This window comes from Lentiprolixibacter aurantiacus (assembly GCF_026241225.1).
Lineage (GTDB): Bacteria > Bacteroidota > Bacteroidia > Flavobacteriales > Flavobacteriaceae > Lentiprolixibacter > Lentiprolixibacter aurantiacus.
Window position 1 is genome coordinate 479936 of sequence record NZ_JAPFQP010000001.1, and the last position, 18793, is coordinate 498728.

Consider the following 18793-nt stretch of genomic DNA (forward strand, 5'->3'; position numbering starts at 1 on the left):
CAAAAAAGGGTGCAGGATTCCGCATTCAAAATTTACAACGCATCAGCAGGCTCCGGAAAGACCTTTACACTGGTCAGGGAATACCTGAAAATCGTTCTGGCTCCTGCCCACACGCCAGGTTTCCGGCAAATCCTGGCCATTACCTTTACCAATAAGGCTGTAAATGAGATGAAGCAGCGAATTCTCAAAAGCCTTTATAAATTTTCTACATCCAGCCCCGGAAAAAATGAGGATCCCCTGTTCCTGTCCTTGTGTGAGGATCTTTCATGCAGTCCCGAACAATTACAGCATCAGGCACAAAAGGCTTTGCGCTATGTACTTCACAACTATGCCTTCTTTGATGTATCTACCATCGATAAATTTACCCACCGCCTGATCCGAACCTTTAGCCGTGACCTGAAGCTCCCCTATCAATTTGAGGTTGTACTGGATCTGAAGGAATTAATGCAGGAAGTTGTAGGAAGACTATTGAGTAAGGCGGGCAGCGATGCTGAGCTCACTAAGACCCTCATTGCGTTTTCACTTGAGAAAATTGACGCGGACAAAAGCTGGGACATTGCAAATGATCTGAATGAAACCGGCGGGCTGTTGTTCGATGAAAACCAGCTCAGATACCTCGAGGCACTGGGCTCCAAGTCTGCAAAAGAATTCAGGGAACTTAAGTCATTTCTCAGGGAACAGGTATCGGCATCAGAATCAGAAATAAAAGAAACTGCTCTCCTATGCCTTGATTTAATAAGGACCAATGGCCTGGAAAGAACCGATTTCAAATCGGGGTACTTCCCAAAATTCCTGGATCAAATAGTAAATGATCAGGGGTCTCTGAATTTCGATGCCGGCTGGAAGGTTAAATTTGGTGAGGAACCCCTTTACAGTCAGAAGGTAGCCCTTGAAAAAAAGGAAATTCTGGATACCCTGCTTCCCCGGTTCGCTGAGCATTTCAACACAATCCGCAATGCCTTCTACAGAGCGGCCTTTCATAGGAATGCATATGGAAATCTGGTACCTCTTGCAATACTCAACGCCCTGCAGGCCGAACTGGAAGAACTTAGCAGGGAACGCGAACTACTTCCCATTTCCAAATTTAATCAGCTAATTGCCCGTGAAATCAAGGATCAGCCTGCACCCTACATATATGAACGCCTTGGTGAGAAATACCGGCATTACTTTATTGACGAATTCCAGGATACATCCGAATTGCAATGGAATAACCTCGTTCCCCTGATCAGTAATGCTCTGGAAGGTCAGGACGAGTCTGGTCGCAAAGGTTCCCTCTTTTTAGTGGGCGACGCCAAACAGGCCATTTACCGGTGGCGTGGTGGTAAAGCAGAACAATTTCTGAACCTGATTAATCTATCGGATCCGGTTTTTACCATCTCCCCCGAAATCAGAAACCTTCCCCGAAATTATCGCAGTCACAGGTGCATAGTGGAATTCAACAATGAATTTTTCAAAATAACAAGCCCGGTATTGAGCAACCCTGGCTATCAGCATCTGTTTAATGGTGGAGATGGCCAGCAAACCAATCAGCTCGAAGATGGTGAGATAATCCTGGAATTCATCGACAGGTCGGCAGAGGAAGAGGAACTCGCTTATGGTGCTCGGATTGTGGATTATATTGAAGCCGTCAGGGCCAAAGGATATGGCTATGAGGATATTTGTATTCTTACACGTAAGATCAAGCAGGGTGTCTCTGTCGCGGAATACCTTTTAAACTATGGCTTGCCCGTGATTTCCTCGGAAACTTTGCTATTGAGCTCTTCACCCGAAGTTCGGTTTTGCATGGCGTTACTGGAAATTTCCATCAGGCCGGAAGAAGCTAACCCTCGCTTTGAAGCACTTCAATTCCTAAACTCGGTTTCTGCTTCATTTAACTGGGCCATGGTAAACGATTTGGATGGATTTAAAGGCCTGCTCACCGATGTTTATGGAATAAAATGGAAAGACTTCAGCGAAATGAATGCAATCGATGCTCTTGAGTACGCTATCTCCTGTTTTAAACTCAATCCCGATTCCAATGCATATTTAAATTTTTTGCTCGACGAAGCCCTTCAGGTATCTCTGAGGGAAGGCCCGGATGTAGCTGTATTTCTTAACCATTGGCAAAATCGAAAGGAGAAGCTCAGTATTGTTGCTCCCGAGGGTCTCGACGCCATTACCATAATGACCATCCATAAAGCCAAGGGACTGGAATTTCCGGTTGTTATTTTTCCCTATGCCAATACGGCAATTTACGAGGATAAGAACCCTAAGCTCTGGGCAGATGTTCCTGAAACCTCGTATTGCGGGTTTCAATCCCTTTTGCTGAGCAAAAAAAAGGAAATGCTGCATTATCCGGGGAAAATTGCAGATCTGTTCCACGAGGAGCAGGCCAAATTAGAATTGGATGCTTTTAACCTGCTGTATGTTGCGCTAACCCGAAGTATTGCAGGACTTTACATAATTAGTGAATTCACCCCGGGAAAGGAGAATAATACAATCAGCCGCTACTCAGACCTCTTTGTTCAGTACTTGCAGGACACCGGACGCTGGGATAATGGGGAAAGTCGATACGTTATCGGCAAACTCCCCGAACCTGTTCAAAAAGTTCGGGAAGAGGAAAAACCGTTACAACAGGTATCGGCTAATATTTACTCCGGGAAACAACACCTTGAAAAAAAGCTTCTTCCGGCAAGAAAGATGAGTTGGGATCCGAGAAAGGAAAAAGCTGTGGCCTGGGGTAATCTTTTTCATGAACTAATGTCGCACATTATATATGAAACAGACGTTAACCATGCTCTGAGTACATTTACGGATGAACGTACAGTTGAAGCAGAGCAGCTGGAAATTTTAAAGGAAAAATCGGATACCCTGGTTACACATCCCGAATTGAATATTTTCTTCAGGCCTGGGAATGAGGTCAGAAACGAAGCAGAAATAATAACTGAAAATGGGCTAATTTTGCGTCCGGACAGGTTGGTGTTCCGGGATAATAAAGTATCTATCCTGGATTACAAAACCGGAAAGCCGGCGGAAGCCGACAAAAAACAAGTGAGGGAATATGCCGAAGCCCTGAGGGCAATGGGCTTTTCCGTTTCACGGGAAGTCCTTGTATACATTGATGAAGAAATAGCACCCATATTTATTTAATAGCATGTACGGAAAACTAAAAGAACACCTGCAACAAGAGCTGAATGAGATCAGGGAAGCAGGATTATTCAAGGAAGAGCGTATTATTACTTCTCCCCAGGGAGCTGTAATTACGCTGGACAGCGGCCAGGAGGTAATTAACTTCTGCGCCAACAACTATCTCGGATTGTCATCCCACCCAGAGGTGATTAAAGCGGCCAAGGATACCCTGGACAGCCACGGTTTCGGCATGTCGTCTGTGCGTTTTATATGCGGCACCCAGGACATCCACAAGGAGCTGGAAAAAAAGATTGCCCATTACTACGAAACGGAAGATACCATATTATACGCAGCAGCTTTTGACGCTAATGGTGGTGTATTTGAGCCATTGTTTACGGCCGAAGATGCTATCATTTCCGATTCCCTGAACCACGCCTCTATCATAGATGGTGTTCGTCTCTGCAAAGCCAAGCGTTACCGCTATCAGAACAATGACATGACCGATTTGGAAAAACAACTTCAACAGGCCAATGCAGATGGCAGCCGTTTTAAGATCATTGTTACCGATGGAGTGTTCTCTATGGACGGCCTAGTTGCACCTTTGGATAAGATCTGTGACCTTGCCGAAAATTACGATGCCCTGGTAATGATAGATGAATGCCATGCGGCTGGTTTTATTGGCGAGACAGGACGTGGTACACTCGAGGAAAAAAAGGTCATGGGGCGCATCGATATTATAACAGGCACACTTGGAAAAGCACTGGGTGGCGCCATGGGTGGGTATACCACCGGCAAAAAAGAGATAATCGAGATGCTGAGGCAGCGTTCCCGGCCCTACTTGTTTTCAAATTCCCTTGCCCCTGCAATTGTAGGAGCTTCCATAAAGGTATTTGACATGCTCGACAAGGATACCCGCCTGAGGGATAAGCTGGATGAGAATACACGCTACTTCAAAAAAGGAATGATCGAGGCAGGCTTTGATATTATAGAAGGAGATTCGGCCATTGTACCGGTCATGTTGTACGATGCCAAATTATCCCAGGAAATGGCCAATATGCTTTTGAAAAAAGGCATCTATGTTATAGGATTTTTCTATCCTGTTGTTCCCAAAGGTAAAGCCCGAATTCGGGTTCAACTTTCAGCGGCGCACGAAAGAAAACATCTGGATCACGCAATCCAGGCTTTTAAGGAGGTGGGACGGGAGTTAGGAGTCGTTTAAGTGTTCGATTTATCCCTCGAAATGCAGTAAAAAAAATAGATGATTGATTTTGTTAATAATTCTTAACAACTTACATTTGCAGCTAATAAACACTTTAAACTTAAAATTTTGAACATGAAACAGCTTAGCAGAATTTTGGTTGTTGGCCTACTTGTAATAGGATTTAACACCATTCAAGCGCAGGATTCTAACAATCCTTGGCAAGTTAGCTTTGGTGTAAATGCTATAGACGTTTACCCTACTAATGACCAAGACGCCGCTTATCCAGTTGGAGGCTTATTCGATGAGTATTTTAATGCAAATGACCATTGGAATATTCTTCCTTCCATTTCATATGTTTCCGTATCTAAATTCGTAGGTGATGGATTTTCTGTAGGAGTTAGAGGTTCCCTTAACCGCATTAGCAAATTGGGAGATCTTACTGTTGACGATCTTTCCCACTACGCTGTAGACGGAACTATCAAGTATAACATTCTGAAGAATACAAAAATCGATCCTTTTGTTGAATTCGGTGGAGGTTATACCTGGGTTGATGAAATTGGCGCTGGTACCGTTAATGGTGGTATCGGAGCAAACTTCTGGTTTAACGACAATATTGGTGTTACCTTACAAACTCAGTACAAGCACGCTTTCGAGGATTACGGAGTTAAGCACTTCCAGCACCTTGCTGGTGTATCTATCCGTTTCGGTGGAACTGATACTGACGGAGATGGCATCTACGACAAAGACGATGCTTGTCCGGAGGTTGCTGGTTTAGAAGCGTTCAACGGATGTCCTGATTCTGACGGAGACGGTATAGAAGACGGAAAAGACAGCTGTCCAAACGAAGCTGGATCCAAAGAAATGAACGGATGCCCTGATTCTGACGGAGATGGTATAGCTGATAAAGACGACGCTTGTCCTAATGAAGCTGGAACTGCTGCCCTTGGAGGTTGCCCAGATTCTGACGGTGATGGTGTGGCTGATAAAGATGATGCTTGTCCTAGCGAAGCAGGACCTGCTGAAAACAAAGGATGCCCATGGCCTGATACAGACGGTGACGGAGTACTTGACAAAGACGACCAATGTCCTGACCTTGCCGGTACTGTAGCTAACAACGGTTGCCCAGAAGTAACTGAAGAAGTACAGAAGCAATTGAACGAATACGCCAGAACTATCCTGTTCGACACTGGTAAGTCCAGCCTCAAAACAGAATCTGTATCTGTATTCGTGGATATCATTAAAATCTTAAATGAGTATCCAAATGCGAAGTTCACCGTTGAAGGTCACACAGACAGTGTGGGTAGTGCAAGTCTTAACCAGAAGCTTTCTGAGTCAAGAGCTAACTCAGTACGTGACTTCCTGATCAAAGAAGGAATTGCTGCTGACAGGCTTACTGCTATCGGTTACGGTGAAGACAAGCCAATTGCAACTAACAATACGAGAGCTGGTAGAGCTCAGAACAGAAGGGTTGAAATTAACCTTATCAAGTAAGAGATACCATACTCATTAGAATAAAGGCCCTGCATTACTGCAGGGCTTTTTTTATTTTTGATTATGACCAGTTTCCTAAAAGAGGTAGCCCAATCCGTATGCTCGGAAAACCGGAACATTGAACAATACATCTTTGTATTGCCAAGTAAAAGGGCGGGCAATTTTTTAAAAACACATTTAGCCAGTGAAATTGGCAAGACCATATTTGCCCCAAAGGTTTATAGTGTAGAGGAATTTATACAGCTGATTGCCGGACAGGAAAGTGCTTCCCGTATTGATCTCCTCTTCACCTTGTATGAAGCATACCTTAAGGTTGCAGGTAAGGAGCCCGAAAGCTATGACTCTTTTGTATCCTGGGGGAATACCCTCTTACAGGATATAATGGAAATAGATCGCTACCTGATCCCACCTGAAAAGGTGTTTACCTACCTCTCAGCCATACAGGAAATGAATCATTGGTCTCTTGCATCGGAAAAAACAGCCCAAATTAGCGGATACCTAAAATTCTGGGAATTGCTGCACCCCATATACGAACATTTTACTGCCAAATTGGTTGAGAAAGGCAAAGGACATCAGGGTTTGCTCTACAAATTAGCCGTTGAGCGATTAGATTCCTATCTTCTAAAAACCAAAGGACAGCGCCATATTTTTGCCGGTTTTAATGCCCTAAACCAGGCCGAAAGCAGGATCATTCAAACCATCCTGGGAGAATCTGATGCAAACATATACTGGGATACGGATCCTTACTTCCTCAATAATCCCGTTCACGATGCTGGTTATTTTCTGCGCCAGTATTTCTCAAACTGGCCTTTCTTTAAATCCAATCCTCCAAAGGAGACTGAATCAAATTTTCTAAAAAACAAGAAAATCCAGATCACAGGAATCCCAAAACAAGTTGCCCAGGCGAAATATGTTGGTTCCTTGCTGTCAGAAATACTACAAAACAAACCGGAGGAACTAAACAACACGGCATTGATCCTCGGAGACGAAAATCTATTGAATCCCATATTGCATGCGCTTCCAGATGGTCTGGATAAGGTGAATATTACCATGGGATACCCCCTGAGTCAGACCGCAGCCGCTACTTTAATCATTCAGTGGATTGACTTATTTATAAGCCAGGACAAACAAGGCTGGTACCACAAACCTTTCCTCAACTTCCTTACCCATCCAGCCATACAGGGGCTTCTGTATATTGGCGGAGATAGGTCTGCCCCATCCCTGAGAACAAAACTGGTGGAAAGCAATACCACTTATATCACCCTAAAAACACTGCGGAACTATTTATCTGACAATACTATCCTGGATATTCTCTTTGAAAACAAGAACAGTCCGTTGAAGTTCATTGAGGATGGTCTGGCACTCTTAGCAGAATTTCGCCAATCGGAAAATGAAAGAACAGGCTTAATTGCCTCACAGGCCTATATCCAAATGGAAAAGGTTTTGCGGGAATTGAAGTCTGCAGTACAGGACTTCCCTTATGTGAACGACCTGAAATCAATGAAAGGCCTGCTATTGGAAATAATGAGTTCGAAGTCACTCGATTTAGTAGGTGATCCTGCCTCAGGCCTTCAAATCATGGGGATGCTGGAAGGCCGGAACCTGGATTTCAGCACAGTCATCATAACCTCTGTTAATGAAGGTATCCTTCCTGCAGGGAAATCGGTGAATTCCTTTATTCCATTTGACGTAAAGCGGGAGCTGGGCCTTCCTACTTACAAGGAAAAAGATGCGGTTTATACCTACCATTTCTATCGAATACTTCAGAGGGCACAAAATATCATACTTTGCTACAATACCGAACCGGACACGTTGGAAGGTGGTGAAAAAAGCCGGCTTATATATCAATTAACCACAGACCCCAACATAACCCCTTTTATTACCCAGGTAATAGCTTCACCAAAGGTTCCCTTGCAAACAACACTGCTTACGCGCATAACGAAGGACGAGTTCATTATGGAAAAGATATCAGAGCTCGCCAAAAGGGGATTTTCACCGACAGCCCTGTCTGATTATATCCGGGATCCCCTGACATTTTTCAAACGGCATCTTCTGGGTGTTGATGACCCGGATGATATAGAAGAAACTCTGGAGGCGAGAACCTTTGGGACTATTGTTCACGAATGCCTGGAATCGCTATATAAACCATTTGTTGGCTCAATCCTGAATGCCGAAGCCTTAGGTAAACAACGGAAAAAGGTAAAACCCTTAGTACGTTCCTTGATGTCCGATCATTATCCAGGGCAAAGTAGTATTCAGGGAAAAAACCTCATTGCTTTCGAGGTGATTGTCAAATATATAGACAGGTTCATGGCCAGGGAAATGGAGGAATGCGGTAAGCATGAAATCCGCCTGATTGCCCTGGAAACCAGAATGAAACAACACTGCCGTATCCCTTCCCTTCAGCAAGAAGTATTCATCAAAGGAACAGTAGACCGGATAGATGAATACGATGGAACCCTTCGCATACTGGACTACAAAACAGGAACGGTGAAACCTTCAGAGGTTGAAGTTGTTGACTGGAAAACCCTGATCCGCGATAAAAATCACAGCAAGGCATTTCAATTGCTCTGCTACGCCTGGCTTTACAACAGGGAAAAGCCCATTAATAATATTCAGGCAGGTATCATTTCCATAAAAAGCATTGAAAGGGGAGCCATAACCTTTGCCAAAAAGGATAGCAGCAGGAGCAGGACCAAAGATTCACGGATTACACCAGAGGTAATTAGGATCTTTGAGCAGCATTTGACTTTACTAATATCCGAGATTTGTAATCCGATGCTGCCCCTGGAAGAAGAAAAAAACTGATCCTATTTCTTATCCGGACGGGTGGGCCTTACCTCTACCTTGCTTGGCAGGGTCCTGGCAGGCATCTTCAGCAAGTCTACCACAAGCTCACCCAGATCTTCCGGCTGAATCTTCCAGGCGTCCTTTTCCCCCGGCTGGTTATTGTTAAAATGTGTAGCTACCGATCCTGGCATTATAGTAGTAACTTTGATATCATACGGGCGCAGATCCAGCATAGCTGCCTGGGTAAATCCAACAACCCCAAACTTGGAAGCGTTATACCCGGCTCCCCTGGCAAAAAAGTTAGTCCCTGCCAGGCTGGCAATTGTAAAATAATACCCCTTTGAGGCTTTTAAGGCTTCCACAGCGGCGCGTAAGGTGAAGAAGACACCGCTCAGGTTAACATCTATCATTTCCCTCCAGGATTCCACGCTCAATTCGTCCACAGCATCAAAATGGCCAACACCCGCATTAGCTATTACTACATCCAGCGTTCCCCAGCGCTTTAGTATTTGTTGTACTGCTTTGTTTTCCTGATCAGGGTCCGATACCTGGGAAACGATGGGAAGAACCCTGTCTGATGGACCTAATTGTTTCGCAGCGGCGGAAACGCCATCTGCAGTTCTTCCACTAATGGCAACCCGCATTCCCTGCTCCAATAATTTCAGGGCAATTCCAAAGCCAATGCCCTTAGTTCCTCCTGTGATATACGCTACTTTGTTCTGAAGATTGTCCATCGTGAAATTGTGGTTTAAGGGTTTCTGTAAAGATAGGCACTCAAACAGGATACTGCTTATTAATTGCCTCGGGATTAAAACAAAAAAGCCACCTTCTGGTGGCTTTCCTGCATCGTGCTTAAACTTGTGGAGAATACCGGAGTCGAACCGGTGACCTCTTGCATGCCATGCAAGCGCTCTAGCCAGCTGAGCTAATCCCCCTTTTCATGGACTCGCAAAGAAAATACATTTTCCTCAAGTATCAAAATTACCTGCTCTTAACTTAAGGCTAGTCTTTTTTAACGCTGAGGACCAATACGGGTATGCGCGCATAAAACTCCCCTTTTGGAATGGTATTCTTTTCCCATAGGTTCTGAAAAATCCCCCTTTTCCTTCGGAAAACACATAGTAAATCCGGCTGCTTGGCCTGTAAATGTTCCAGTATGCCTAAATAAGTAGTTGCGTTTTCGGTCAAAGTGAGTTTCGCGCTCAAATCCATCAGAGCGGTATTGATCTGTAGGTCCTCTTCAGTATAGCCAGGGGTTTTAACCATCAGCAGGTTAACTTTGGATCCGAATTTCTGTTTGATCGCCATAAGGGGATCAAGGATCTTCTTATCCTTTAAAATCCCAGATTTAAACGCCGTGAGAATATTTTTAAAGGGGTTGAAAACAGTCCCTTTGGGTACGATCAGGGTAGGAATATCCGTGCGTTTTACTATTCTGCCTGAACAATGACCAAGATATAGTTCTTCCTGAATGTCGTTGCTTCTCGGAGCTATAATAATAAGATCTATGCCCAGTTCTTTGTAAACATCCCTGAGGCCGTCAATCAAATCTCCGTTATACGTTGCAATTTTAATATCTATTCCTTTCGCATCAACCAGGCCAATTATTTCCTTTAAGCGCTCCTGACTTTTTTCTGCAACCTTTTCCGAAATATTTACAAGTTTACCCGCACCAGCGGTTACGTTAAATACCTCCATGGCATACACCTGTGAGCCAAATTGTGAGGCAAAATCAACAGCGTACTGCAAGGTTTCGTGAGCGTCGGGAGAAGTGCCCACGGGCACCAGTATATTATTCATATGGTTAGGAATTAATACTATAAATTTACGGTTTATCTAGAATCTATAGATGATTAGAAAGGCAAAGTTACCGGAAATACCTGAAATTCTCGAACTTACAAGAGCCTGTGGCAAAGAAATGGCTAGCCGGGGAATCTACCAGTGGAACGAATTTTACCCTTCCCGAACTGTTCTTGAAAGTGATGTTGACCGCGAAGAACTTTATATCCTGAAAGATTCTGAAGTTTTACTGGGAGTCATTGCGCTTACCACCATAATGGACGCCGAATACGAGCAGGTGGCCTGGCTCACTCCCAATCAGGACAACCTGTATGTGCACAGGCTGGCAATAGCTCCCAATTACCAGGGCCAGGGGTATGCGCAAAAGCTCATGACTTTTGCCGAAGATTTTGCCAGAAAGGGCAACTTTAAATCCATACGCCTTGACACTTTCAGCCAGAATCCAAGAAACCAAAAATTCTATGAACAAAGGGGCTACAGCAGGTTGGGAAATGTTTACTTCCCTAAACAAAGTGCGTTTCCATTCTATTGCTATGAACTTGTTCTCTGATCTATGGAAATAATGAGAACTGCCATAAGTTTTAAAACCATCAACCGCCTGGCGGTTCCCGCCACTATAGCCGGTATTGCAGAACCGGTTTTATCTATTACAGATACTGCCATAGTGGGTAACATCCCGGAATATGGTGTAGAATCACTGGCCGCAGTTGGGATTGTAGGTTCCTTTCTTTCTATGCTGATCTGGATTCTCGGGCAAACCCGGAGTGCAATTTCGGCTATCGTTTCCCAATACCTGGGTGCGGGAAAAATAAGGGAAGTAGCGTCGCTCCCGGCCCAGGCCATTTATTTTAATGTTGTATTGAGCCTAGTTATTCTACTGTCCACTTTTTTTGTTGCTGAAGGAATATTTAAACTTTTTAATGCACAGGGGCGTATTTTGTCCTTTTGTGTTTCCTACTACAAAATCCGGGTATGGGGCTTTCCTTTAACCTTGTTTGTATTCGCCGTTATGGGAATTTTCCGGGGGTTGCAAAATACCTATTGGCCTATGCTAATAGCCCTGGTGGGTGCCGGTCTGAATATTATCCTCGATATTATTCTGGTATACGGTATTCCGGATATACTTGAGCCCCTGTACCTTGAGGGAGCTGCCTGGGCGAGCCTCATTGCGCAGGCCGTAATGGCTGTTATGGCCCTTATCCTGCTTTCACGGAAAACGGATATTTCACTACGGATCAAATTCCCGCTCAACCCCGAATTCAGGAGATTGGTTGGGATGACCTTTAACTTGTTCGTGCGCACAGTGGCCCTGAATCTAACTCTGATCCTGGCAGTAAGGGAAGCAACGGCTCTGGGCGACCAGTATATAGGGGCGCATACCATTGCCATCAATCTCTGGTTATTTGCAGCCTTCTTTATAGACGGGTACGGGGCAGCCGGTAATATAATGGGTGGCAGGCTCCTTGGAGCCAGGGATTATGAAGGCCTGTGGAAACTTATGAAGAAAATATGTCTCTACGGGGTAATGGTCAGTGTGGTTTTACTGATATCCGGGTTTGTCTTCTATGAGTCCCTGGGAGACTTATTTTCCAATGATAAAATTGTGCTGGATACCTTTTATTCCATTTTTTACCTGGTAATGATCGTCCTACCCATTAATGCCATAGCTTTTGTGCTTGATGGCCTTTTCAAGGGTCTTGGTGAAATGAGGTTTTTGAGAAATGTATTAATAGTGGCTACAGGCCTTGGTTTTATTCCCAGCCTTTTCCTTGGCAAATATCTGAACTGGGGCCTGCATGGTGTCTGGATAGCAATCACCGTCTGGATGCTTATTCGCGGACTTGCACTGGTATGGAAGTTCAACCAAAAATTTCGTCCCTTATTACAAAAGGGCTAATTTTAGAAAAAGTCTAAGTATGGGAACATCAAGGCCCAATGGAAGCCTGTATACAAAAATTGAAGGAGCAGTTGCCCAGGTAGAATTCGGTCATCCGGCAAGCAATTCCTTTGTGATGGAACTGTTAGACCGGCTAGCTGCTGAAATTGGAAAACTTTCAGAAAACCCGGATGTAAAGGTAATTGTGTTGAAATCCGAAGGTGACCGGGCATTTTGCGCAGGGGCTTCTTTTGACGAACTGGTTCAAATTGCATCCCTGGAAGAGGGAAAAAGATTCTTTGGTGGTTTTGCTAAAGTGATCAATGCCATGAGAAGCTGCAGCGTCCCAATTATTGGGAGGGTGCAGGGTAAAGCTGTTGGCGGGGGCGTAGGCCTGATCGCGGCTTGTGATTATGTACTGGCGACGGAACAGGCTGCTGTTCGCCTTTCCGAAATAAGTATTGGCATTGCCCCGCTGGTAATAGCCCCGGCAGTAGAACGCAAAATTGGCAAAGCGGCGCTCGCAGAACTCGCCTTTTCGCCAACCGAATGGAAGAATGCCTACTGGGCTCATGATAAGGGCCTTTTTTCAAAGGTCTATGACAATATAAAGGAACTCGACAAAGAACTGGATTTCTTTGTTTCCCAACTGGCCAAATACCAACGTACTGCCCTTGAGGCGATGACAAAAGTGCTCTGGGAAGGGACAGAACACTGGATTACCCTTCTTGAAAACAGGGCAGAAATGTCGGGAAAACTGGGGCTTTCCCCGGATACCAAACGTATACTGGAACGCATCAAAAAGAAGTCCTGAGCGAACATCATGATGCTGCTGTTCTTGATTGTGTTATTTTTGTGATCTTTCAAGCAGATAATATAGATGAATAAGATTCGAATTACCAAAGAATTCACTTTTGAAACCGGGCATGCCCTCTACGGATATGATGGGAAATGCAGAAATGTACACGGCCACAGTTATCACCTTTCCGTTACCGTAATAGGAACGCCCATAACTGATAATTCAGAAGTTAAATTAGGTATGGTAATGGATTTTGGGGACTTAAAGAAAATAGTGAAGGAAGAGGTGGTAGACCCTTTTGACCATGCCACCGTTTTTAATAAAAACACTCCCCATATTGAATTGGCAGAGGAACTGGAATCTAGGGGGCATAAGATTATACTGGCCAACTATCAGCCCACCAGTGAAAATATGGTTATCGATTTTGCAGAACGAATCCAAAGCAGGCTTCCTGAAAACATTAGGCTGCATTCCCTCAGATTAAGGGAAACGGGTACAGCGTATGCCGAATGGTATGCGAGCGACAACTCTTAGCCCTTTGATTATCTTTGTTAAGGTATGAACCAGATCGATATCCCTAAGGGCAGAAAAATTTACTTTGCCAGTGACAACCACCTTGGTGCTCCCAATCGGGCATCAAGCCTGGAGCGGGAAAAAAAGTTTGTCTCCTGGCTGGATACCGTCAAAAAAGACGCTGCTGTGATTTTCCTCCTGGGGGATCTCTTCGATTTCTGGTTCGAATATAAAACCGTAGTTCCCAAGGGATTTACCCGAACATTGGGAAAACTGGCTGAATTATCCGATTCCGGTATTAAGGTCTACTACTTTGTTGGCAACCACGACCTCTGGATGAAAGGTTACTTTGAAGAGGAACTACAAATTGAAGTTTTTCATGCCCCACGTGAATTCCTGATCCAAAACAAGCTTTTCCTTATTGGCCACGGAGATGGTCTTGGCCCTGGGGACAAGGGTTTTAAGAGGATGAAGAAGGTCTTTACCAATCCCGTTGCCCAGTGGTTTTTTAAATGGTTACATCCGGATTGGGGCGTACGGGTAGCCCAGTACTTTTCTGTGAAAAACAAGCTTATTTCCGGCAAGGAAGACATAAAGTTCCTTGGAGAGGACAAGGAATGGCTGGTACAATACGCCAAACGAAAACTAGAGCAAAAAGATTACGACTATTTTGTTTTCGGGCACCGGCATCTCCCTCTGGCTATTGACCTGGATGGGAAAGCCAAATACATAAACCTGGGCGACTGGATAAGCTACTACACTTTTGCAGTATTCAATGGGGAGACCCTTGATTTAAACAGTTATAAGTCAGGCAGCATTAGCGAATATCCCTGATTTTCAGCTGTATGCTTGACTTGCCATTCCAGACATTCTCTTCTACTGAAAATACAGCACTAAAAGACTGATTTCCGGTTACCATTGGTAGCTTGTCTCCCAGGTTAAAGCCTATAGCTCCAATAGGTAGGGAGCCCTCCTGTGAAACTGAAAGCCTCAGGTGCTTTCCCCCTTCACCAACCTGTTTGGCAAATCCCACATCTCTCAGGTTCTCGGCCATAAAAAGAGGTGTCATATTTCCGGGGCCAAAAGGACCAAACTGCTTTATAATCCTGAGGAACTTAGGGCTGATCGTTTTTAATTTAATCGGCGCATCAATAGCTATTTCAGGTGTCAGAAGTTGTGGGTCTATGGATGCTGCCACAACCTGTTCAAATTGTGCTTTGAACTTCTCGTACTGGTCTTCTTTCAGGGTGAGGCCAGCCGCATATTTGTGGCCACCAAATTGCTCTATAGTATCAGCACATGCAGACAAGGCCTGATAAACATCAAACCCTTTTACTGATCGGGCCGAGGCGGCCAGCTTTCCATTGCTCTTGGTAAAGACAAGCGTTGGCCTGTAGAATGTTTCCGTTAGCCGGGAAGCCACAATACCAATTACTCCTTTGTGCCAGCTATCCTTGTAAACCACCGAGGTATAACGCTCCTCCTCCCCTAAATCGGTAATCTGAGCCAAAGCCTCCTCCGTAATCTGCCTGTCCAGCCCCTTTCGTTCCTGATTGAAGGCTTCAATTTCTGCTGCATACTCCCGTGCTCTCTGGATACTACACTCAGTGAGCAGGCTAACCGCATAATTGCCGTGATGCATCCTTCCTGCAGCATTGATCCTTGGCGCAACAATGAATACTACATCGGATACGCCTATTTCACTCTTTTTGCTTTGTTCAGTTAACGCCTTTATACCTGGCCTTGGATTGCTGTTTAAAATTCGCATTCCAAGGGTCATCAGCACCCTGTTTTCCCCTGTCATGGGGACAATATCTGCGGCTATTGCCACTGCAACCAGGTCCAGGAAGGAACCCAGGTCCATATCCTCCGGTTCTAATTGCTCCTGTACGGCCTGTATCAGCTTAAATCCTATGCCACATCCACAAAGTTCTTTGTAGGGGTAACTGCAATCAGAGCGTTTGGGATCAAGGACAGCAACAGCATCCGGAATAGACTCCCCGGGGGTATGATGGTCACAAATGATAAAATCAATTCCCTTTTCAGCGGCATAGCGCACTTTATCGAGGGCTTTGATCCCGCAATCCAGCGCAATGACCAGACTGATATCATTGTCCGAGGCATAGTCAATACCCTGGAAGGAAATCCCGTATCCTTCCAGGTAGCGGTCAGGAATATAGGTGGTCACCTCAGGATACCATTCTTTGAAGTAATTGTAAACCAGGGCAACCGATGTAGTCCCATCAACGTCGTAATCCCCGTAGATCAGGATTTTTTCCTTGTTCCTTACAGCCTTCTCAATCCTGGATACTGCAAGATCCATGTCTTTCATGAGGAAGGGATCATGAAGGTCGCTCCACTCCGGTCTGAAGAACAACCGGGCCTGCTCATAGGTGAGAATACCCCTCTGAACCAGCAAATAGGCCACCCGGGCATCAACGCCCAGTTCACTGGCCAGTCTCTGCACCTGGGAGGTTTCCGGTTTGGGTTTTAATATCCAGCGCATAGCTTATAAATTAAGGCGTCTGTACGCAATAATCGAGCAGTACAAAAAGATTGTATCCTTGTCTTTGTTTGGACTATTCGTGGTGGAAATTGGTCTCGATTTTGACCTCGGCAAATCGCCTGAACATTTCCATTACGCCACAGTATTTATCCACCGAAAGGTCCACTGCACGTTTCAATTTTTTTTCATCAAGCTTATCCCCGTGGAAATGAAATGCTACTGTAACCTTGTCGTAATATTTGGGGTGCTCATCGGTGAGATTTGCAGTGATATCTATTTTAAAATCTCTTACATCCAGTTTCATCTTCCCAATCAGCATAGCAATATCAAGGCCTGAACATCCCGCCAAACCAGACAGCATCAGTGCCTTGGGCCGGAATCCACGGCCCTCCCCACCATCTTCTGGTCCTGCGTCTATAGTCAAATTAAGGCCGGAGGGGTTATTGCTTTCAAAGGCCATTTTACCCAGCCATTTGGTAGTAATTTGGTTTGTAGCACCCATATTTTTTTGTTTCTTGTAATTCGTGTAAAAATACATTAAATCAAAGGAAGATGCCATTAGTAAACCCCCTGGATCCCAGTCATGACGAGGAGACCCGAAAACTCGCAGAATTTTTTAATGAAACCCTGGGATTTTGCCCCAATTCTGTGCTCACCATGCAACACCGGCCCGCCATTTCCAAGGCATTTATCAACCTCAATAAAGCAGTTATGGCCAATGAAGGTCGGGTTAGTTCGGCCCTGAAAAGAATGATTGCCTGGGTTAGCAGCAATGCAACCGGTTGCAGGTATTGCCAGGCGCATGCCATACGGGCAGCTGAACGCTATGGTGCCGAGCAGGAACAACTCGAGAATATTTGGGAATACCGCACCCATCCGGCATTTTCAGAAGCTGAACGGGCTGCTCTTGATTTTTCACTGGCTGCATCACAGATCCCCAATAATGTTGGAGAAGAGATTAAACAACGGCTATATGAATACTGGGATGAAGGGGAGATTGTTGAAATGCTGGGAGTGATCTCCCTTTTTGGCTACCTGAACCGATGGAACGACTCTATGGGTACCACCATAGAAGAAGGAGCTGTGGAAAGCGGAAATCAATACCTGGGCAAACACGGCTGGGTAAAAGGCAAACACGGGGGTTGATCATACGGATTACATAACCGCGACTTTACGCTATTTTTTTCCTTCCAGGACCAACACCAGTTCTCCTTTTGGAGGGTGATTTTCAAAATGGGCTATTACTTCCGCTATAGTCCCGCGTATGGTCTCTTCGAACTTTTTGCTCAACTCACGGGAAACCGATACCGTCCTGCTTTCACCAAAAAATTCACCCAACTGGGTTAAGGTTTTGAGCAGCCTGTGGGGGGATTCATAAAAAACCATGGTCCTTTCTTCTTCTGCCAGTTTAGATAAGCGGGTGTTCCTCCCTTTTTTTGGAGGCAGGAAACCTTCGAAAACAAATCGGTCGCAGGGCAGTCCGCTTACAACCAGGGCTGGTACGAAAGCTGTAGCTCCCGGAAGGCAGTTAACTTCAATACCGGCGGCAATACAGGCCCTTGTAAGGAGAAATCCCGGATCTGATATTCCGGGTGTGCCGGCATCTGAGATGAGTGCCATGGAGGTTCCCTGTTCCATTTGCTGAACCAGTCCCGGAACCTGCTTATGCTCGTTGTGCATGTGATGACTCCTTAGCGGGGTATCGATACCAAAATGTTGCAGGAGTTTACCACTGGTACGGGTATCCTCGGCGAGGATAAGATCCACTTCTTTTAATATCCGCACTGCCCTGTAGGTGATATCCTCCAGGTTTCCTATTGGTGTTGGAACAAGGTAAAGCACTTTTAATCAGTTATATAATAATCAAAATAAAAAGCCGAAAGCTGTATCAGGAACTTTCGGCAAGCTTATATTCTCATTCTAGCGGAAAAGATTAGGAAAACCGCCTTTCTATGAGTGCCATAAAGCGATTTTCATAATTCTCTTTGCCTTTCCAGTTGTCGTATTCCGGTTTGATCAAATTCTCGATAAAAGCACGGGATCGCTCCTCGGAATCAATGGTGTTCAACTGTGAGATCACCCGGTTAAAATCCTCGGTACTCTCACGAAATAAATGCTTTACAAAGGCTAGACGATCGTTCAGATCCACTTTGATTTCACGTGCAACCAGCTTTTCATTCAGTGATTTAGCTGGGGGATTATCATTTTCCGGTACAGGGCTCAGGATTTCTTTATCTTCCTTGATCACTTCCTTTTTAGCCACGAACTCCCTGAATACCTGCTCAACCTCAGCAGCAGAGGGCATTTCAGAAATCATATGTTTGATAGTATCAATGCCTGGTGTAATAATATCCTCCTCATGAGGATTATTTTCCGGCACGGACCGATTTTCTGTCATAACGGCATTAGCCAGGGTTTCAAACTTTGAGGCCAGCACATTCTTGGAAACATCGATCTGTATATCGTCCAGCTTTTCTTCGATAAATTTTAAAACCGCCAGTTTTTCGTATAGGTTTTTGGCATTTTCATAAAGCTGGGAGATGTTCTTATCTTCCTGGGAAGTCAGGATCTCCGTTGCCATTTTAACCAATTCTTCTTTTAATTTCCTCTTCATCTTTTTAACCGTTAGCCGCAGGTTTAGGTCTTTCTTTTTTAATACTTTTATACTTTCCCTGTAAGTAAAACGCAGGAGCAACTACTTTCGTCTAA

Annotated in this window: 16 protein-coding genes and 1 tRNA gene; 10 read left to right on the forward strand and 7 right to left on the reverse strand. The window is 44.8% G+C overall.

The annotated features are described in order from the left end of the window. Nucleotides 1–9 precede the first annotated feature (9 nt). From OO016_RS02145 to OO016_RS02160, 4 genes are all read left to right on the forward strand, one after another. Complete coding sequence (locus OO016_RS02145) at nt 10–3129, forward strand: UvrD-helicase domain-containing protein (protein ID WP_266010440.1); 3120 nt, start codon at nt 10–12, stop codon at nt 3127–3129. A gap of 4 nt (nt 3130–3133) precedes the next feature. Next, complete coding sequence (kbl, locus tag OO016_RS02150; RefSeq protein ID WP_266010442.1) at nt 3134–4327, forward strand: glycine C-acetyltransferase; 1194 nt, start codon at nt 3134–3136, stop codon at nt 4325–4327. A gap of 114 nt (nt 4328–4441) precedes the next feature. Continuing rightward, a complete protein-coding gene (locus tag OO016_RS02155; protein ID WP_266010444.1) occupies nt 4442–5800 on the forward strand; it encodes an OmpA family protein in 1359 nt (452 codons plus the stop codon). 63 nt (nt 5801–5863) lie between these two features. Continuing rightward, nucleotides 5864–8608 (forward strand): PD-(D/E)XK nuclease family protein, encoded by a 2745-nt coding sequence (locus OO016_RS02160; RefSeq protein ID WP_266010446.1) that lies wholly within the window; start codon nt 5864–5866, stop codon nt 8606–8608. A gap of 2 nt (nt 8609–8610) precedes the next feature. On the opposite strand, the gene OO016_RS02165 is transcribed toward OO016_RS02160, so the two are convergent. From OO016_RS02165 to OO016_RS02175, 3 genes are all read right to left on the reverse strand, one after another. After that, a complete protein-coding gene (locus OO016_RS02165) occupies nt 8611–9324 on the reverse strand; it encodes an SDR family oxidoreductase (RefSeq protein WP_266010448.1) in 714 nt (237 codons plus the stop codon). Between the two features lie 127 nt (nt 9325–9451). Continuing rightward, nucleotides 9452–9525: transfer RNA gene (locus OO016_RS02170), tRNA-Ala, on the reverse strand. A 67-nt stretch (nt 9526–9592) separates the two neighbouring features. Continuing rightward, nucleotides 9593–10390, reverse strand: a complete 798-nt coding sequence (locus tag OO016_RS02175; protein WP_266010450.1) for a universal stress protein — start codon at nt 10388–10390, stop codon at nt 9593–9595. A 49-nt stretch (nt 10391–10439) separates the two neighbouring features. On the opposite strand from OO016_RS02175, the gene OO016_RS02180 reads away from it, so the two are divergent. The 5 genes from OO016_RS02180 to OO016_RS02200 all read left to right on the forward strand — a co-directional run bounded on the left by OO016_RS02180 (nt 10440) and on the right by OO016_RS02200 (nt 14412). Beyond that, nucleotides 10440–10940, forward strand: a complete 501-nt coding sequence (locus OO016_RS02180; RefSeq protein WP_266010452.1) for a GNAT family N-acetyltransferase — start codon at nt 10440–10442, stop codon at nt 10938–10940. 12 nt (nt 10941–10952) lie between these two features. Then, nucleotides 10953–12287 (forward strand): MATE family efflux transporter, encoded by a 1335-nt coding sequence (locus OO016_RS02185; RefSeq protein WP_266010454.1) that lies wholly within the window; start codon nt 10953–10955, stop codon nt 12285–12287. 19 nt (nt 12288–12306) lie between these two features. Then, nucleotides 12307–13080, forward strand: coding sequence for an enoyl-CoA hydratase/isomerase family protein (locus tag OO016_RS02190; RefSeq protein ID WP_266010456.1), 774 nt, complete (start codon nt 12307–12309; stop codon nt 13078–13080). A gap of 66 nt (nt 13081–13146) precedes the next feature. After that, a complete protein-coding gene (locus tag OO016_RS02195; protein WP_266010457.1) occupies nt 13147–13599 on the forward strand; it encodes a 6-pyruvoyl trahydropterin synthase family protein in 453 nt (150 codons plus the stop codon). Nucleotides 13600–13623: 24 nt separating this feature from the next. Continuing rightward, the gene (locus OO016_RS02200; protein WP_266010459.1) at nt 13624–14412 is read left to right on the forward strand and encodes a UDP-2,3-diacylglucosamine diphosphatase; all 789 of its coding nucleotides are present in this window, start codon (nt 13624–13626) and stop codon (nt 14410–14412) included. On the opposite strand, the gene recJ is transcribed toward OO016_RS02200, so the two are convergent. Next, nucleotides 14396–16084, reverse strand: a complete 1689-nt coding sequence (recJ, locus tag OO016_RS02205; RefSeq protein ID WP_266010460.1) for a single-stranded-DNA-specific exonuclease RecJ — start codon at nt 16082–16084, stop codon at nt 14396–14398. The two genes, OO016_RS02200 and recJ, sit on opposite strands and share 17 nt — an antisense overlap. A 73-nt stretch (nt 16085–16157) precedes the next feature. Continuing rightward, nucleotides 16158–16586, reverse strand: a complete 429-nt coding sequence (locus OO016_RS02210; RefSeq protein ID WP_266010461.1) for an OsmC family protein — start codon at nt 16584–16586, stop codon at nt 16158–16160. A 50-nt stretch (nt 16587–16636) separates the two neighbouring features. On the opposite strand from OO016_RS02210, the gene OO016_RS02215 reads away from it, so the two are divergent. After that, nucleotides 16637–17230, forward strand: a complete 594-nt coding sequence (locus OO016_RS02215; protein ID WP_266010462.1) for a carboxymuconolactone decarboxylase family protein — start codon at nt 16637–16639, stop codon at nt 17228–17230. 30 nt (nt 17231–17260) lie between these two features. On the opposite strand, the gene rsmI is transcribed toward OO016_RS02215, so the two are convergent. Next, nucleotides 17261–17926 carry a 16S rRNA (cytidine(1402)-2'-O)-methyltransferase gene (gene rsmI / locus OO016_RS02220; protein WP_266010463.1) on the reverse strand — a complete coding sequence of 222 codons (666 nt, stop codon included), beginning with the start codon at nt 17924–17926 and terminating at the stop codon, nt 17261–17263. 91 nt (nt 17927–18017) lie between these two features. Then, nucleotides 18018–18698, reverse strand: a complete 681-nt coding sequence (locus OO016_RS02225) for a DUF8457 domain-containing protein (RefSeq protein WP_266010464.1) — start codon at nt 18696–18698, stop codon at nt 18018–18020. Nucleotides 18699–18793 lie beyond the last annotated feature (95 nt).

Bases quoted from the DNA above. Each gene is read 5' to 3' on its own strand.
- kbl (WP_266010442.1), top strand. From the start codon at position 3,134: ATGTACGGAAAACTAAAAGAACACCTGCAACAAGAGCTGAATGAGATC.
- OO016_RS02155 (WP_266010444.1), top strand. From the start codon at position 4,442: ATGAAACAGCTTAGCAGAATTTTGGTTGTTGGCCTACTTGTAATAGGA.
- OO016_RS02160 (WP_266010446.1), top strand. From the start codon at position 5,864: ATGACCAGTTTCCTAAAAGAGGTAGCCCAATCCGTATGCTCGGAAAAC.
- OO016_RS02165 (WP_266010448.1), bottom strand. From the start codon at position 9,324: ATGGACAATCTTCAGAACAAAGTAGCGTATATCACAGGAGGAACTAAG.
- OO016_RS02175 (WP_266010450.1), bottom strand. From the start codon at position 10,390: ATGAATAATATACTGGTGCCCGTGGGCACTTCTCCCGACGCTCACGAA.
- OO016_RS02180 (WP_266010452.1), top strand. From the start codon at position 10,440: ATGATTAGAAAGGCAAAGTTACCGGAAATACCTGAAATTCTCGAACTT.
- OO016_RS02185 (WP_266010454.1), top strand. From the start codon at position 10,953: ATGAGAACTGCCATAAGTTTTAAAACCATCAACCGCCTGGCGGTTCCC.
- OO016_RS02190 (WP_266010456.1), top strand. From the start codon at position 12,307: ATGGGAACATCAAGGCCCAATGGAAGCCTGTATACAAAAATTGAAGGA.
- OO016_RS02195 (WP_266010457.1), top strand. From the start codon at position 13,147: ATGAATAAGATTCGAATTACCAAAGAATTCACTTTTGAAACCGGGCAT.
- OO016_RS02200 (WP_266010459.1), top strand. From the start codon at position 13,624: ATGAACCAGATCGATATCCCTAAGGGCAGAAAAATTTACTTTGCCAGT.
- recJ (WP_266010460.1), bottom strand. From the start codon at position 16,084: ATGCGCTGGATATTAAAACCCAAACCGGAAACCTCCCAGGTGCAGAGA.
- OO016_RS02210 (WP_266010461.1), bottom strand. From the start codon at position 16,586: ATGGGTGCTACAAACCAAATTACTACCAAATGGCTGGGTAAAATGGCC.
- OO016_RS02215 (WP_266010462.1), top strand. From the start codon at position 16,637: ATGCCATTAGTAAACCCCCTGGATCCCAGTCATGACGAGGAGACCCGA.
- OO016_RS02225 (WP_266010464.1), bottom strand. From the start codon at position 18,698: ATGAAGAGGAAATTAAAAGAAGAATTGGTTAAAATGGCAACGGAGATC.